The organism is Leisingera sp. (genome assembly GCF_982940295.1).
Window position 1 is genome coordinate 15,321 of the sequence record NZ_CEYXRG010000032.1, and the last position, 15,830, is coordinate 31,150.

General features: G+C 60.8%; 11 protein-coding genes and 1 pseudogene. 6 read left to right on the forward strand and 6 right to left on the reverse strand.

The window, feature by feature from the left end; all coding sequences use genetic code 11:
• Nucleotides 1-97: 97 nt before the first annotated feature.
• Nucleotides 98-1,126 (forward strand): LacI family DNA-binding transcriptional regulator, encoded by a 1,029-nt coding sequence (locus AC4HIX_RS19880; RefSeq protein ID WP_475053328.1) that lies wholly within the window; start codon nt 98-100, stop codon nt 1,124-1,126.
• Nucleotides 1,127-1,248: 122 nt separating this feature from the next.
• Here the strand turns inward: AC4HIX_RS19880 and AC4HIX_RS19885 are convergent, their stop codons facing one another.
• Together AC4HIX_RS19885 and AC4HIX_RS19890 are read right to left on the reverse strand one after the other, a co-directional pair.
• Nucleotides 1,249-3,657, reverse strand: a complete 2,409-nt coding sequence (locus AC4HIX_RS19885; RefSeq protein WP_475053326.1) for a YbcC family protein — start codon at nt 3,655-3,657, stop codon at nt 1,249-1,251.
• 13 nt (nt 3,658-3,670) lie between these two features.
• Complete coding sequence (locus AC4HIX_RS19890) at nt 3,671-5,221, reverse strand: proton-conducting transporter transmembrane domain-containing protein (RefSeq protein ID WP_490400258.1); 1,551 nt, start codon at nt 5,219-5,221, stop codon at nt 3,671-3,673.
• Nucleotides 5,222-5,336: 115 nt separating this feature from the next.
• On the opposite strand from AC4HIX_RS19890, the gene AC4HIX_RS19895 reads away from it, so the two are divergent.
• The 3 genes and pseudogenes from AC4HIX_RS19895 to AC4HIX_RS19905 all read left to right on the forward strand — a co-directional run bounded on the left by AC4HIX_RS19895 (nt 5,337) and on the right by AC4HIX_RS19905 (nt 10,450).
• Nucleotides 5,337-6,227 (forward strand): LysR family transcriptional regulator, encoded by an 891-nt coding sequence (locus tag AC4HIX_RS19895; protein ID WP_475053324.1) that lies wholly within the window; start codon nt 5,337-5,339, stop codon nt 6,225-6,227.
• 261 nt (nt 6,228-6,488) lie between these two features.
• Nucleotides 6,489-9,281 carry a bifunctional aconitate hydratase 2/2-methylisocitrate dehydratase gene (locus AC4HIX_RS19900; RefSeq protein ID WP_490400259.1) on the forward strand — a complete coding sequence of 931 codons (2,793 nt, stop codon included), beginning with the start codon at nt 6,489-6,491 and terminating at the stop codon, nt 9,279-9,281.
• Between the two features lie 375 nt (nt 9,282-9,656).
• Nucleotides 9,657-10,450, forward strand: a pseudogene (locus AC4HIX_RS19905) (IS5 family transposase).
• Nucleotides 10,451-10,523: 73 nt separating this feature from the next.
• Here AC4HIX_RS19905 and AC4HIX_RS19910 read toward each other — a convergent pair.
• The 3 genes from AC4HIX_RS19910 to AC4HIX_RS19920 all read right to left on the reverse strand — a co-directional run bounded on the left by AC4HIX_RS19910 (nt 10,524) and on the right by AC4HIX_RS19920 (nt 12,564).
• Complete coding sequence (locus tag AC4HIX_RS19910) at nt 10,524-10,847, reverse strand: H-NS histone family protein (protein ID WP_475053321.1); 324 nt, start codon at nt 10,845-10,847, stop codon at nt 10,524-10,526.
• 183 nt (nt 10,848-11,030) lie between these two features.
• The gene (locus AC4HIX_RS19915; protein WP_475053320.1) at nt 11,031-11,963 is read right to left on the reverse strand and encodes a nucleotidyl transferase AbiEii/AbiGii toxin family protein; all 933 of its coding nucleotides are present in this window, start codon (nt 11,961-11,963) and stop codon (nt 11,031-11,033) included.
• A gap of 4 nt (nt 11,964-11,967) precedes the next feature.
• Nucleotides 11,968-12,564, reverse strand: a complete 597-nt coding sequence (locus tag AC4HIX_RS19920) for a DUF6088 family protein (RefSeq protein ID WP_475053318.1) — start codon at nt 12,562-12,564, stop codon at nt 11,968-11,970.
• A 408-nt stretch (nt 12,565-12,972) separates the two neighbouring features.
• On the opposite strand from AC4HIX_RS19920, the gene AC4HIX_RS19925 reads away from it, so the two are divergent.
• Both AC4HIX_RS19925 and AC4HIX_RS19930 read left to right on the forward strand, forming a co-directional pair.
• On the forward strand, nt 12,973-13,335 hold the full coding sequence (locus AC4HIX_RS19925) for a DUF2958 domain-containing protein (RefSeq protein ID WP_475053317.1): 363 nt from the start codon (nt 12,973-12,975) through the stop codon (nt 13,333-13,335).
• Nucleotides 13,336-13,524: 189 nt separating this feature from the next.
• Entirely contained in the window at nt 13,525-14,400 is an 876-nt protein-coding gene (locus AC4HIX_RS19930) for a hypothetical protein (RefSeq protein ID WP_475053315.1), read from the forward strand.
• Nucleotides 14,401-14,629: 229 nt separating this feature from the next.
• Here the strand turns inward: AC4HIX_RS19930 and AC4HIX_RS19935 are convergent, their stop codons facing one another.
• Nucleotides 14,630-15,808, reverse strand: coding sequence for a lysozyme family protein (locus tag AC4HIX_RS19935; protein WP_490400260.1), 1,179 nt, complete (start codon nt 15,806-15,808; stop codon nt 14,630-14,632).
• Between the last annotated feature and the right edge of the window lie 22 nt (nt 15,809-15,830).

Here is a 15,830-nt window from a genome sequence, read left to right on the forward strand (position 1 = left end):
TGTAAGCGCTTACATCGATAATGCAAGCGCTTACATTGATGGATGGCAACTGCTGGATTTTGTGCTAAGACAGGGGCGATGGAACGACAGGCGTGACATGGGAAAAACCCGCTCAGCTCCGACACTTAACGATGTTGCACGGGAGGCAGGCGTCTCGACCGCGACTGTTTCGCGCTGCCTGAATTCACCGGAACGGGTGATCGAGGCGACCCGCCAGCGGGTTATGCAGGCGGTCGAATCACTGGGCTACACCCCGAATTTCGCCGCCCGGGTGATGGCGGCCAAGCGCAGCTTCACCATCGGCGCGATCATTCCAACCATGGATAATGCAATTTTTGCGCGCGGGCTGCAGGCCTTTCAGGATGAGCTGCGGGAGCGCGGCTATACGCTGCTGGTGTCCAGCTCGGCCTATGATCCAGAGGCCGAACGCGAGCAGATCCGCACCCTGGTGGCGCGCGGCGCCGACGGGCTGCTGCTGATCGGGCATGAACGCGACCCGGAGATTTACGACTACCTCGACCGGCATCAGGTCCCTTCGCTGGTCGCATGGTCCTATGAGCCGGAGGCGATGCGGCCCTCTGTCGGGTTCAGCAATGCCAGCGCCATGCGCGCGCTGGCGGACAGCGTACTCGCGGCGGGCCACCGCCGGATTGCGATGATTTCAGGCGTGACAGAGGGCAACGACCGGGCGCTGAGCCGGGTGCTGGGTGTCAGGCAGGCGTTGCGGTCGGCCGGCTTGGGGGAGAGTGCGCTTACTCTGATCGAAACCCCGTATGAAATCGACAAAGGGGCAGAGGCGTTCCGCCAGCTGATGGCGCTGGATCCGCGCCCGACTGTGGTGATGTGCGGCAATGACGTGCTCGCGGCCGGCGCCTTGCGCGAGGCGAAAGGGATGGGCATTGCGGTGCCTGAGCAAGTCTCCGTCACCGGCTTCGACGACATTGAGCTGGCCGGAATTGTCAGCCCGGCGCTGACCACCGTACACGTTCCGCACCGCGAAATGGGCCGCAAGGCCGCGCGGGAACTGGTGGCGATGGTCGAAGGCACATCGGCAGGTCAGCCGGTTTGCATCAGCACGCACGTCGTGACACGGCAGTCTCTGGCTGCGCCGCCTGACGCGTCATAAGCCCTGCATCAGCCTTTTAACGCCATAACTGCGCGCAGCAGCAGCTGTCCCGTCACGTGTGAACCCCGGCAAGCGCGCCTGCCGGGTTTTGTTGCATGCCAGTGGCGTGCCGCCCGCTGTGGTCACTCCGCCGCGATTGCGCGGCCGCCTTGTTCTTCAGGCTCGAACGGCGACCATTCAAGGCCGCCGTCGTACCGCCAGGCCAGCTTGCCTTCGCTGTCCATCGCAATCAGGGACAGCCAGCGGTTGTCGAACAGCTCCCGGACACCGGAGTGGCGCTTCAGGATATCGGTCATCGCCTCCCGCGGGGCTTCGATGATGACGGACAGGCGCAGCGGATCATGCTGGAAACCGTCCCCGTCATGCACCGACTGCCAGGGCAGGCCAGGGCGCAGCGATCCGCCGTTGCCTTCGAGCACACCGATGCCGCCCGCAACATTGTGGAGCAGCTTGTTGCCGCCGCCGAACAGCTCCGGTGCCACGGTGGAGCCGTAGTACTGCAGGCTGATCCAGCTGGCGACCTGCACCGGGGCGGTCATGATCAGCTCCAGCACGCCAAAGCCCTCGTCGGCCTGCCAATCGTAGTTGTGCAGGAAGGTGTTGCCGGACAGGTCCGCGCCCTCTGTCCGCTGGCGCGGGGCGGCGATAAGCGCCTGGCATCCGGCCAGGCCCCATTCGGGGCGCAGCTCGGCCCAGTCGCTGGCCCGGCGGGCAATGTCCGCCTCCCCCTTGGCGCGGGGCAGCCTGGCGGCGCGTTCGGTGCGGGCCAGCCGCCCGGCGCCGTCCAGCCAGCGCTTCAGCCGGGCCACATCCGCCTTCCAGTCCTGGCCGGGCAGATCCTGATCATAAAGCGTGACCGCATCGGTGGTGGTATGGTGCAGGGCCGGAAGGAACAGCGTATCGGCGGGGATGCTGATACCTTCATCTTGCAGGCCGTCGCGCACCTGGGCGTCATTCAGCAGCCCGGCCAGCAGGCGCGCGTTCACATCGCCGGCATGGCCGCCGCAGGCACCGCACTGCAGGGCGCTTTCATGCGGGTTGTTGGTTACGTCGGCGCCGTGGCCCGTCAGCATCACGATCCGGGCGAAATTCTGCGTCGGGGACATCGCGGACAGCACGGATTTCGCCATGCCGATGCGGGTCTCCAGGCCGATTGAAGGGTCAAGCTGCGGCGCGGGGTCCGGCTTGGCGCCAGCCGGGCGGCCAAGCGAGTCCCGCAGCAGCTTGCTGACGTAAAGCGGGCCGGTCGCCTCGACAAAGGCAAAGGATGAGACCGCCGCCAGCTTGAAGCGCCCCCAGGCGCGTTTGGCCCGCGCAGCATAGCGCCGCGTCTGATCGGCGGTGTCCGGTTCGGCGGCCTTGGAGGCCACTCCGGCCTGCAGCAGGACCGGGCCGCGGGTTTCGATCACGTCCGAACCGGCGGCCTGGTGTGCGCTGGCGAGGCCGAAGAAACCTGCGAAACCGATGGTCTCGATACCGGCGTCCTGCGCTTCCAGCATCCGGCGGAACACTTCGGAGCGCACGTCAATGCAGAAGGCGGCCTGCACGGCAGGACGCCCCGTGGTCAGACGCGGCTGGCGGGAGGCCAGGACGCCGGAAAGCTTGCGCTGCTGCGCCCGCTCGGCGGCGTCCTGAAGCACCGCATCGATGACCAGATCCTGGCTGGGGGTGACAGGCATTTCATGCTGCGCGGCAACCTCCGACCACCGGCTGGCAATTTCGTCCTGGTAGAGGTGGAACAGCGCCTCGTCGAACACCATCCGGATGGCCAGCAGCTCAGCCGCTGTGTTGTCCGCCTGGCCGTCCAGTTCCGCCTGCCACAGCAGATAGCGGGCATACTGCGCCCAGCCGCCGAGTGTGATCAGCCACCTGTGGTAGGCGGTCTCAGCGGCCTCGGCCGACACGCCGAGAGTTTCGGAGGCACGCCCGATTGCCCGCCAGTGGGACCGGTTGGAGGCGGCAACAAAGGCGCCAAAGCCCTTGAGGCCGTGGATTTCCGGGGTCAGATCGCGGGAGGCGAATTCGCGCCAGGCGCTGAACGCGCCGCCGGTGCGGTTGGGCTGCCACAGGGCCTGTCCCTGATCGAAATGGCTGGACGCCCAGGCGCCGATCCGCTCCTCGATCAGCCCGGGCCAGTCGACGCCGGACACATCTGCCGCCAGCTCTGCCACTGTCGGCAGGGCGCTCAGCGGAGCGCTTTCGGTCCGGAGAGCTGCCTTGACCTCTTCCAGATCCGGCTGGCCAAAGCGGGTTTCGGCACTGGCAAGCGCATCGCGCAGGTCCTCCACGCCGATCTCTTCGGCGTCGAATTTGGCCGCCCAATGCGCGCGCTCCGGTGTGATCCGGGTGCCGGCGACCCGCGCCAGGCGTGCCGCCGCCACCGCCAGGGGTTCACCGGTCTGGCCAAGGAAGGGGTTGACCGCAACGCTGGAGGAGAGCGGGAACAGCGGCGGGATCGCTTTCACCGCCTTGTTCGCCTCGGCGACAAATTCCAGCAGGGCAGCAGGGTAGGTTTCGTGCTTGGTAAACATGTCTCGCTCCGTTTCAGGCGGTTGTCCGCTTCGACCAGCCGTCCAGCAGCCTGTCGAAGATCGCATTTGCGTAAAGCCCGCTGGACAAATGCACGCGCATGCCTGCGGCGGCCGGGTGCGTGGCCCAGAGCGGGAAGGTGGCCTGAGCCACGGCAACCGCGCCAAAGCTGATCAGCGCCAGCACGATCAGCGCCCATTCCAGCGGGCCCGGGGCGGGGGCCGGCGGCAGCGTGCCGGCGGTCATGTGCTGGGCCAGCGATTGCAGCAGGAAGTAGCTGACCGATGTTGCAGAGGCATAGATCACGGTGCGGCGGGTCAGCGCGCCGGGGGCCGCATCGGCGAATCCCTGCGCCAGAATATAGGCGACACCGAAGATCAGGATCACACCCAGGGCTATCGCCTGGACCGACTTGCCGTCAAACCCGAACACCGCGCCGATCAGCCCGTACATCACGATGCCAATGGCAAAGGCCTGCAGCACGTTGCGGGCGCTTGGCACCGCGACGGGGCCGGGGCGGCGGATGGCCGCGACATTGCGGACCGCCTCGCCCGCGCTGAGGAAGGCGTGCGCCTTGTACAGCGAATGCGCCACGATATGCAGCAGGGCCAGAGGGAACAGCGCCAGGCCGCATTGCATGACCATGAAGCCCATCTGCGCAATGGTGGACCAGGCCAGCGAGGTCTTAACTGCGGCCTGGGTCAGCATCACCAGCCCGCCAAACAGAGCTGTGAACCCGCCCAGCATCACCAGCAGCGCCATCACGCCCGGCGCGGCCAGCATTACATCGGCGAAGCGGATCAGGAGGAAGCCGCCGGCATTGATGACACCCGCATGCAGCAGGGCCGAAACCGGGGTAGGGGCCTCCATGACTTCGGTCAGCCAGCCGTGGACCGGAAACTGCGCTGAGGCCAGCACTGCCGCCAGGGCGATCAGCAGCACTGCGGCGGCGGTTGCCGGACCGGGCTGCGCGGCGGCCAGGATCGTGGAGATGTCAGATGTGCCATAGGTCAGCACCAACAGCAGCACTGCGCCTGCCAGCGCAATTTCGCTTGCACGGGCAACAACAGCCTTTTTGCGCGCGGCGCGGCGGGCGGTTGTGCGCTCCGGGTAGAACAGGAGCAAGCGGTTCAGCAGCAGGCTGGTTGCCACCCAGGCTGCCAGCAGCTGGATGAGGTTGCCCGACATCACCAGCAGCAGGACCGCGGCCAGGGTGGCGGACATCCAGCCGGTAAACGCCCCCTGGCGCGCTTCGCCGTCCATGTAGGTGGCCGCGTAGCGCATGACGATCCAGCCGATGAAGCTTACCAGCACCAGCATCGTGGCGCTGACCGCGTCCAGCCGTACTGAAAGCCCGGCCCCCCACAGGCCAATTAGCGCGGACGTCCCTGGGCCTTCAAGAATAAGCAGTCCGGCTGCAGCCGCTGAGATGGCAAAGGCGGCAAGCGTTGCCCATTCCGCCAGCTTGGGCAGCAGGCCCGGGCGGCGGCCCGGGTGCTGGCGCGCATAGACTGCTGTCGCCAGCAGGATGAGCGGGCTTAGAAAAGGCAGTAACAGGTAGCTCATGGTTCAAATTCCTCGGTCTCAGCAGGTGGAATCGCTCTGCAAACCGAGATAGGGCAGGCTTCATGTTTTAAAAAATTCATTGTTTGATAGGTATAGTTCTAATAATTAGAACGGCATGCCGCTGAACTATCATCATTTGCGCTATTTCTGGGCCGTTGCACACGACGGGAATCTGACCCGGACCGCGCAGCAGCTGAACCTGTCGCAATCTGCCCTGTCCGTTCAGATCAAACAGCTGGAAGAGCGTCTTGGCCATGCGCTGTTCGAACGCCGTGGCCGGCAGTTGCACCTCACCGAAGCAGGCCGGATCGCCTTGGACCACGCAGACGCGATTTTTGCTGCCGGGCAGGAGCTTGTCGCCACATTGCAAGAGGCAGGCCGCACCCGTCAGGCCTTGCGCGTTGGCGCGCTTGCCACTTTGTCACGCAATTTCCAGATCGGTTTTCTGCGCCCAATTCTTGCGCGCACGGACGTTGAGGTGATCCTGCGGTCCGGAAGTCCTACCGAACTGCTGGAGGGGCTCGGGACGCTCAATCTGGATCTGGTGCTGATGAACCGGGAGCCTCCGGACGACAGTCTGGCGCCCTATGAAACCCATCAGATTGCTGAACAGGCCGTCAGCATTGTCGGCTCTCCGGAACGGTTCGATCCGGAATGCCCGATCCGCGAGCTGCTTGCTGCGCACCCGTTCATTCTGCCCACTACTGACAATGCCCTGCGCACCGCGTTTGATGCCATGGCCAGCCGGCTGTCGGTGCGTCCGCAGGTTGCGGCAGAGGTGGATGATATGGCGATGATGCGTCTGCTGGCGCGGGAAAACATCGGCTTGGCCCTGGTGGCGCCGATTGTGGTGCAGGATGAATTGACGTCCGGCCGACTGGTGGAAGCCAAGGAGCATCCGAAGATCAGAGAGACATTTTACGCCATCACCCTGCGGCGCCGGTTTCCGAACCCGGTCGTGCAGGAGCTTTTGGCGAGCAGCTTTGATCCGGCACCGCTGCCTTAGGGAGTTCACCGTTCCGGCCGCTGCGTGGATTCGTCACGTTTGAAAAAATACTTCACTCTGGCAATTCACTGCCGGATGCCCGGCTTTGTGCCCGCTGCGCTGCGCCGGGGCAGGGCACCTGGGGCAACTTGACACTCACCGCCATATTGCAAACCCGGATCTTTTCGTATACCGCGGCATACAAATAGCATCCAGGGTGGCGGCGGCGGTTGCCGGAACCAGGGTGCTAGCTCCTTTTAACGCTTACTCGCCGGGACAGCCATGAGCCTTTACACAGACTACTTGAATGAGATCGAAACCCGCAAAGAGCAGGGTTTGAACCCCAAGCCCATCGACGATGGCGCGCTGGTTGAAGAGTTGATCGCGCAAATCAGGGACACCGGGAATGCGCACCGCGACGATTCCCTGAACTATCTGATTTACAACACCCTGCCCGGCACCACGAGCGCGGCAGGGGTCAAGGCGAAGTTTCTGAAAGAGATCATCCTGGGTCAGGCCGAGGTTCCGGAAATCTCCACCGCTTTCGCATTTGAGCTGCTGTCCCACATGAAAGGCGGCCCGTCGGTCGAGGTGCTGCTGGACCTGGCGCTTGGCGAGGACGCCGCGGTGGCCGGGCAAGCGGCCGACGTGCTGAAGACGCAAGTCTTCCTGTATGAGGCGGACACCCACCGTCTGAAGCAGGCGTATGCAGCCGGGAACGGCATCGCTAAGGACATTCTGGAAAGCTATGCGAAGGCAGAGTTTTTCACCAAGCTGCCGGACATCGACGAAAACATTGAAGTCGTCACCTATGTCGCTGCTGAGGGCGATATCTCCACCGACCTGCTGTCGCCGGGCAATCAGGCGCACAGCCGTTCGGATCGGGAACTGCACGGTAAATGCCTGATCTCCGAGAAGGCACAGCAGGAGATCGAAGCGCTGAAGCTGCAGCACCCGGGCAAGCGCGTGATGCTGGTTGCCGAGAAGGGCACGATGGGGGTCGGATCCTCCCGCATGTCCGGTGTCAACAACGTCGCGCTGTGGACCGGCAAGCAGGCCAGCCCCTATGTGCCGTTCGTGAACATCGCGCCGGTTGTGGCAGGCACCAACGGCATCTCCCCCATCTTCCTGACCACCGTTGGCGTCACCGGCGGCATCGGGCTCGACCTGAAGAACTGGGTCAAGAAAACGGATTCCGACGGCAATCCGATCCTGAACAACGACGGCAACCCGATCCTGGAGCAGAAATACTCTGTCGAAACGGGCACCGTGCTTTCGATCAACACCAAGACCAAAAAGCTGTGCAGCGCTGAGACCGGCGTAGAGCTGGCGGACGTTTCCTCTGCCTTCACCCCGCAGAAGGTCGAATTCATGAAGGCCGGCGGCTCCTATGCCATCGTGTTCGGTAAGAAGCTGCAGAGCTTTGCTGCCGAGACCCTGGGCGTCGAGCCGGCACCGGTCTTTGCGCCGTCCAAAGTGGTTTCGCATGAAGGCCAGGGCCTGACTGCGGTGGAGAAGATCTTTAACAGGAACGCCGTGGGCGTGACTGGGGACACTGTCCTTCACGCAGGGTCTGACGCCCGCGTTAAGGTCAACATCGTCGGCTCGCAGGACACCACCGGCCTGATGACCGCGCAGGAACTGGAGTCGATGGCCGCGACCGTCATCTCGCCGACCGTGGATGGCGCCTATCAATCCGGCTGCCACACCGCGTCCGTATGGGATCTGAAAGCGCAGGCCAACATCCCCAAGCTCATGAAATTCATGAACAAGTTCGGCCTGATCACTGCGCGGGACCCGAAAGGCGTCTACCATTCCATGACCGACGTGATCCACAAGGTGCTGAACGACATCACTGTGGATGACTGGGACATCACCATCGGCGGCGACAGCCACACCCGCATGTCCAAGGGCGTGGCCTTCGGCGCCGACTCCGGCACCGTGGCGCTGGCGCTGGCAACCGGTGAGGCGACCATGCCGATCCCCGAGTCCGTCAAGGTGACGTTCAAGGGCCGCATGAAGGACCACATGGACTTCCGCGACGTGGTGCATGCCACCCAGGCGCAGATGCTGCAGCAGCACGGCGACAACGTGTTCCAGGGCCGCGTGATCGAAGTGCACATCGGTACCCTGCTGGCCGACCAGGCCTTCACCTTCACGGACTGGACTGCGGAGATGAAGGCGAAGGCCTCGATCTGTATTTCCAACGACGAAACCTTGGTGGGCTCGCTGGAACTGGCAAAGTCGCGCATCCAGGTGATGATCGACAAGGGCATGGACAATGAGGCTGGCACCCTGCAGGGGCTGATCGACAAGGCGGACAAGCGCATCGCCGAGATCACGTCCGGCGAAAAACCCGCCCTGACACCGGATGACAGTGCCAAGTACTACGCCGAAGTTGTTGTTGATCTCGACGCAATCGACGAACCGATGATCGCGGACCCGGACGTAAACAACGCCGATGTGTCCAAGCGCTACACCCACGACACCATCCGCCCCGTGTCCTATTACGGCGGGGACAAGAAGGTCGACCTGGGCTTTGTCGGCTCCTGCATGGTGCATAAGGGCGACATGAAAATCGTCGCGCAAATGCTGAAAAACCTGGAGAAGAAATCCGGCAAGGTGGCGTTCAACGCGCCCCTGGTTGTGGCGGCGCCGACCTACAACATCATCGACGAGCTGAAAGAAGAGGGCGACTGGGAAATCCTGCAGCGCTACTCGGGCTTTGAGTTCGATGACCTGATGCCGAAAAGCAAGGCGCGCACCGAATACGAGAACATCCTGTATCTGGAGCGTCCGGGCTGCAACCTCTGCATGGGCAACCAGGAGAAGGCTGCCAAGGGCGATACGGTTCTGGCCACGTCGACGCGCCTGTTCCAGGGCCGCGTCGTGGAGGACAGCGCAGACAAGAAGGGCGAGTCCCTGCTGGCCTCGACGCCGGTTGTCGTCCTGTCGGCGATCCTGGGCAGAACCCCCAGCATGGAAGAGTACAAGTCTGCCGTGGAAGGGATTGACCTGACCAAATTCGCGCCGCCGCTGGAAAAACCTGCAGGCGCGCGCTCGGTCCACTTCTGACGCCAGCTGAAACCTCTGGACCGCCGGGCGGGCGCAAAACCTAGCCCGGCGGTCAGCCTCACTTGGAGCCGGGCGGATGTGCCTCCGTACGGTGCGCCCTTCTGAGCTGGTAATCCTGATTATGCTTAATAATTTTAAAGGGATAGCCAGTGCGGCTTATCCTTTATGGCGGCATTTGCACGGCCTCCCGGCGGCTCCTTTCTGCGTAGCCTCAGTACTCCTTCCAGGGTGCGTTTTGCATTTTCTCCGGTCTCAGACCGCTGTTGCGGGGCCTTAGCGGCGACCATGCCGGACGCGAGGCCGCGTGCCTAGGCTCAGGACCCATTGATTTCCGTTTGGCCGCGTGATTCACGGTGCTCAAGGCGAGCGGTGAACATGTCTGACCTTTTCTGGCTGAGCGACGCGCAGATGGCCCGTCTGAAACCCTTCTTCCCAAAGTCCCACGGGAAGCCACGCGTTGACGACCGTCGGGTCTTGAGTGGGATTATCTTCATCAACCGCAACGGGTTGCGCTGGCGTGATGCGCCCAAGGAATACGGCCCGCACAAGTCGCTCTACAATCGCTGGAAGCGGTGGAGCGACAAGGGCATCTTCGCCGAGATGCTGATTGGTTTGGCTGCTGATAATGGTTAAGAGAAGACGGTCATGATCGACGCAACATATCTCAAAGCTCATCGCACGGCGTCCAGCCTTGCGGTGAAAAAGGGGGACGTTGCCGTTTGATTGGCCGGACCAAGGGCGGCATGAACGCAAAGCTGCACGCCATCTGTGACAGCCAAGGGCGTCCTCTGGAGCTCTTTGTGACTGCCGGACAAGTCAGCGATTACACCGGCGCACGTGCTCTCGTTGGCAGCCTACCAAAGGTAGATTGGCTGCTCGGGGATCGTGGCTATGATGCCAACTGGTTTCGAGATGCGCTGAAAGACAAAGGGATACGCGCCTGCATCCCAGGTCGAAAGCAACGAAAGACGACAGTTCGATACGACAAGCGCCGCTACAAACGACGTAACCGCATTGAGATCACGTTCGGAAGACTGAAGGATTGGCGGCGCGTGGCTACCCGCTACGATAGGTGCCCCAAGGTCTTTCTGTCGGCAATCGCGTTGGCAGCCCTCGTCATATTCTGGCTTTGTGTCCTGAGCCTAGCCAAGACGTTGCACGGCGGCTGAACGCCGCCGGTGCGCTATCTTTCTTGAGGCAGTGTATTGTCGCGTCGGATTGCGCAACCAAGGCTCTGAGCCTTCAGATCTCAAGATCCTCAATGGACTTGCCAGCTTTCAATGCTTCGTGAACCCAAGCTGGTTTGCGCCCGCGGCCGCTCCATGTCTGGGATGCGTCTTCTGGATTGGCGTATTTGGCTGGTGCCTTTGCGCCGGACTTTCGGCCCTTAGCGCCATGAAGCGCAATCACCTCTTCGAAGGGCACACCGTGTTTGTCGGCGATGGCCAGCATTTCAGAATAGGCGTTTTGCTTCGCTTCTTTTTCCACTTCAACTCTGCGGGCTTCGATTTCTTTGGCCAAGGCATTGAGTTCAGCCGCATTCAGTCCGCTCAGATCTATCGTCATGTCTCACCTGTGTTTTCGGTTTGACGTCGTCAAAGCATATAATGTTATTTGTTACAAGTTGCAGGCTTTAGACCTGGATACTAATTCAATCAGAATCTAGTCGTTGTACTCAGCTATTGATTTCAGCCTCGAAACCTTCAAGTGCGTGCAGGATGTCGTCAAAGTCAGGGGCTCGTCCGATGATCATTTCCTGCATTCCAGCGTAGTCCTTGCGCAATGCGGTTGTGAGTTTTTTTGGGGCATCAATCGCAGCGTGCCCGGTTTTGCATCTTGGTAATTGGCCCAGGCTGCCTTGAAGAAGACCGACTTGTGATGCGCAACTTGATCCAGGAGATCAAGGCTGCTGAGCGCCCGGGATCTGGCTTCATGGCTGATAAGCTGAGCCATATCATAGTAATGGCGAGACATGCGGTCAGCGAGTGGCATGGCAGTATCCTTATGGTAGAGCATGTGCAGGATTGTTGCCTTTTCCCAGAAGGTGCGCTCGACACCTAAAACCTTCACTTCAATCTCGCCAGTGTCCAGCAGATCCGGAAAGGCCTGGTGCAGGTATGGGGAAATCTTCCGGTCTTCGGCAGGCAGGTGGACACCCCGTGCACCAAATTCGAAGCGAACCGCAGGTTTAATGTAACTATCTGACGATGCAGCGATTGATGGGTAACTGAAGAGCAGTGTTTGCGCATCACTGCGGTCAACCTGCAGTGAAAACTCTTGCTCCAAACCAGCATCAAATGCAGTTTTGATTTCATCAAGAAGATGCCCGGTGACTATTTTTCCGGCCGCATCCTGCAGTTCCTGGAGAAGCTGTTTTTGTTTTTTGCCGGATAGGTCAGGGTTTTCAGGATCCCGATCGCCGTCAAAGCCAAACTGTGTCCGGTCGAGGGACAGATCCACATCTTCGGAAAAGCGGTGGATTACGTCATAAGCTTTGGAAAGGGATGTTCCGCCATTGAAGGTCATATGATCTCCAAAGGTGGGCAGGGCGAACAATTGTTTGAGAGACCAGCAGACCCAGAAATCCTTCTCGACAATCGCCTTAGATAATCCAAGCTGCGCGGCGGTTTCCTGAAAGGCTTCGTCCCGGTTTTCAGGAGTGTCGTTGGCAAACTTCTCCATATTCTCAGGCCTGCGTGACGATCTGCTGAACGATAGGGTGCATCCAGGCGGGTACGTGCTTGCTTTGTTTGGAGAGCAGGGCCCGGTCACGGTTATCCAGCGTCTGAGCCAGTTTATCGATTACGTGGTTATCGATCCGGTCTTTCCCGACATAGCGCAGTGCCTGGAATACCGCGCCGGTCTTCTGGCCCGCTCCAACAAGGGTTTTGGAGCAAGCGTTCCGAAACTGGATCACTTGCCGCCCGATTGTCTTGGTGCGTGTTGGGCCATCGGTCAGATAAGTCGGCTTGGACGGCACCTGCGTGGAAAGGCCCAGCTGGTTGGCGGCCATGGCAGGGGAGGGCTGAAGGATCTGATTGTCCTTGCGTGCGATTGCCTTTGCAATGTCATCAGCAGATGGCGACAGCAAACCGAAGCGCTGGCTTTTCTTGGGGTAGTCGTAGAGTCCCCGGGTCAGGCGGCGGATTACACCCTGGCCGGCCAGCCGCGACAAAGCCTGGTCCACGCTCGCGCGGGATCCGATATCCAGAAAATCCGTCGGCGTGAAAATTGACCCGCGGCCTTTCCCGATGATGCGTTGTTTTATCTTGGACATGATCATGGCGTTTCTCCTTGTCAGAAAATAGTATATAAATTACTGACTATCAAGCTTTGCGGTGATCACGCTGGCAAGGCGCCAAGTTGCTGCAAGAAAACGGAAGGGCCAGTTTGCCCGGCTTCTGCGAAATCTGCTTTCCTTGTTTGTCTTGGGGTTCGGGCAAGCCGAACGCCGCTGCGACGGATTGCTAGGGGGCTTTGCCCCCACGCGCCCGCAACCGGAAACCGCCGGGACCGTGTCCTCGGCTGCGCCTGCGGGCCGCACCACTCCCATCGGTTTCCGGTTGCAGTTGCTACCCCCCACGCTTCGCCAGCGGGTCAGGTTTTAGAGACGGCGCCCTTGCAGGGCTCTGCTCAAAACCAGAGCCAAAGGGGACCTCCCGATGGCCATGACACAAAGGAGACGTTGGGTATGAACCTGTTTACGAAAAGCCAATTAGAGAAACTGCTGCAGAACGGCGCAATTGCGGCACGGGAGAGGGCAGGAGAGATTGCTGAGGACATGTCGCGGCAGCCAGTGGTCAAGCTATTCACGCCGTGGGGCGCTGCAACCTGGCTTATCAGCGAGATTGATCCTGAAGACAAAAATATCGCCTTCGGTCTATGTGATCTGGGTATGGGCTGCCCTGAGCTGGGCAGCGTGTACATCCCGGAACTGGTGGCAGTCCGCGGTCCCTTTGACTTAAGGATCGAACGCGACCTTTACTGGACACCGTCGAAGCCGCTTGTGGATTACGCACGGGAGGCGCGTCATCACGGTGCCATCCAGGCGTAAGCTGAACCTTGTCTTGCATGGGGTAAGGGCCTGTCCTAACCGTGCTGCCAATACCCTATGAACTTTTGGGCTGCTGACTGGCCGAGGCCAGTCGGCACGCCTGCAACAATGAATTTGAGCAAAACTAGCAGCGCTTGGAGGACCCCGATTTGGTCCGGTGCGCGCACATTCTGTTGAGGATTAAGACCAATGTCTGAACTTGTGAATTCCTTGCGCCAAACCTGGCGCTCCGCCCAGCTGTATATTGGTTTCCACCGGGACCAGAAAGGCGCGCGGCGCGCAGCCCCGAAGGTGTGGCCGCCGAAGAATGCCAATGCAAGTTTTCACAATGATCCAAGCGAACAGGAAGCCTTTGTTGTGGTCAGAAGCGCAGCAGGGGACACGGACCAGGACGTGCAAATCAAGCTGCGCCAGGACAAGATTGTCCTGCGCCGCGATTTCCCGGATGCCTGGAACGGGGTTCTTGTGACGGAAGATTCAGTATCGGTTGCGGTGGCGGGCATTTCGATCCGGATCAGCCATGATGGTTCCATCACCCGCGAAAGCAGCAGCGAGACCACCTGGGTGGAGGCAGACGGATCTGTGCTGAAGAAGACAGAGTTCGCTGAAGCCAGCATCTCCGCCGACGGGGTGGACCTGACACGCCGCACTTCCGATAGCATCGCAGCTGTTGGCAAAGATGGCATCATCGCCAAAGCGCGGTACGGCGGGGAGTATCCCCGCTGCTTTGATATCTTCGCCAAAATGCGGGCACCTGGAATCAGCAGTTCCCAGTTCCAGAGCCTCAAACAAGAGGAACGCAGGCAGCAGAAGTCCCGGCCGGATTTGTTAACCGGGAGCCTGTTACAGTCAGAGCCGCCCCGGCATGTGTCCAGGGCATCCCGAGGTTTGGAGGGGCATTTGACTGTACACAGCGCACTCTTTTTTCTGACCGTATCCTGGGCCTCGATCTTCGGAGTCTGGTCAGGGCTTTTCGCGGCCGTGTATTTCCTCTTTTTATGCGGCGTAAGATCGGGCGGGTTTTTCCGAAGCCTTGACCAGTTCTCAGTCTGGCGACGCGGCTAACAAGTTCAGATACTGCCACTCAAATTATTCATCAACAGGGCGGCCAAGGCACTTAACCGGCCGACTGCATGTCGCATTTAGCGCCATCTTTCAGAAGCTCGGAAAGCTGCCTTTTGCGTTATGAAGGCTTCCCATTTGCCTGTCTCAAGCCCGCACAAAACTGGAAGAGTTGAACCCCGCTCCTGTAATGCCAGTACGATAATCAAGGGTGTTTTGGTGATGATCCGGATCATTGCCCCAGCCGTGTCCAGCCTGCATTCATTGGTTTTGCTTGGGCCACCGGAGAAGCTGCAGTGATCCGCGCTGTTCCGGAGCCAAAGATCCTTTCCATCTGTTCGACGTAGAAAACCCGCGTGATGGTTGCGCGGTTTCCGGCATACCCATGATAGGCGGACTTGCCGGACGCCAGCGGAAGGCCAGCCCAGATGCGCGCCAGGTTGTCCATGAAAGCAGAGCGTGAAATCCTGCCAGACGCAAACTTCTGATACCCGGCGTCAGAGATCAGGAGAGCTGCCATCCGGTTCTGTGTCGCGCGGGTGAAGCGGGCTCCGTCAGGCAAGCCGAGACGCTTCTGCAGATTAAGCAAGGTTGAAGGTATGATCTGGAAGTTTCCGATGGCATGGGGTTGGCCCGGCGTGCGGTCGATCCAGGTGTAGATTTCCGCAAGGGTCATCTGCGAGGGTTTCTTGCCTGGTCTCACCTTGGCGCCGAGGTGGATTGCGTCATAGCGGCCGCTGGGAGCTTCAGCAAAGGCGATGAGGGCAAACAGCTTTTCGACACTGGAGCCGGAAGGCAACCGGAAGGAGGCCGGGGCAGGGGGCTGCTTTCCTGGCCGCGAGCGCTCAAATGCATTGAGGGCAACCCACTCGCTTTCCCGCGTAGCGAAGTCCCAGCCGTCTTTCGGGGAGGCCGGAGCTGAGGCGAGGTTTTCCCGGATCTCGGCGGTCTCTTTCAGGCTGAAGCTGCTTGAGCTGGACCAACCGTCAGCAGAGGCCGTCACAGGAGCCAGGATCGCGATCAGAAAGACCGGAAGGGCAGTCCTCGCCCTCCCGCCCCGGCGGGAAATTGAGGCGCTAAGCGCCGCTCCACAGCCGGGCTTTTGGCTCAGCCCTCTCGAAGGGATCGGGCCAGCAACGCCCAATTCGGCCCTTTGGGCCTCATGGAAGGTCCACACATAACGCAGCAAGCTGCAAATCAGCGCAAGGCGCTGATTTAATTGCCAAAATTGGCGTTTTAGCAATTCAAGTGTGTCGGAACCTTGTGAAGCCATATTTTTAAGGGATCCAGAGGCCCCAAAATGGCCCGTGGCAGGGGTTGTGGCACGGCTGTGCCATACCATGCCACGCGAATGGCACGGCATGGCAGTGCGGTACTGGCCGGTTTCGGCCCGCTTCAGGAAGCTCATCATCGCTCAATCTCCGCCTCTGCTG

Bases quoted from the DNA above. Each gene is read 5' to 3' on its own strand.
- AC4HIX_RS19935 (WP_490400260.1), bottom strand. From the start codon at position 15,808: ATGATGAGCTTCCTGAAGCGGGCCGAAACCGGCCAGTACCGCACTGCC.
- AC4HIX_RS19930 (WP_475053315.1), top strand. From the start codon at position 13,525: ATGTCTGAACTTGTGAATTCCTTGCGCCAAACCTGGCGCTCCGCCCAG.
- AC4HIX_RS19920 (WP_475053318.1), bottom strand. From the start codon at position 12,564: ATGATCATGTCCAAGATAAAACAACGCATCATCGGGAAAGGCCGCGGG.
- AC4HIX_RS19885 (WP_475053326.1), bottom strand. From the start codon at position 3,657: ATGTTTACCAAGCACGAAACCTACCCTGCTGCCCTGCTGGAATTTGTC.
- AC4HIX_RS19900 (WP_490400259.1), top strand. From the start codon at position 6,489: ATGAGCCTTTACACAGACTACTTGAATGAGATCGAAACCCGCAAAGAG.
- AC4HIX_RS19925 (WP_475053317.1), top strand. From the start codon at position 12,973: ATGAACCTGTTTACGAAAAGCCAATTAGAGAAACTGCTGCAGAACGGC.
- AC4HIX_RS19910 (WP_475053321.1), bottom strand. From the start codon at position 10,847: ATGACGATAGATCTGAGCGGACTGAATGCGGCTGAACTCAATGCCTTG.
- AC4HIX_RS19890 (WP_490400258.1), bottom strand. From the start codon at position 5,221: ATGAGCTACCTGTTACTGCCTTTTCTAAGCCCGCTCATCCTGCTGGCG.
- AC4HIX_RS19895 (WP_475053324.1), top strand. From the start codon at position 5,337: ATGCCGCTGAACTATCATCATTTGCGCTATTTCTGGGCCGTTGCACAC.
- AC4HIX_RS19880 (WP_475053328.1), top strand. From the start codon at position 98: ATGGGAAAAACCCGCTCAGCTCCGACACTTAACGATGTTGCACGGGAG.
- AC4HIX_RS19915 (WP_475053320.1), bottom strand. From the start codon at position 11,963: ATGGAGAAGTTTGCCAACGACACTCCTGAAAACCGGGACGAAGCCTTT.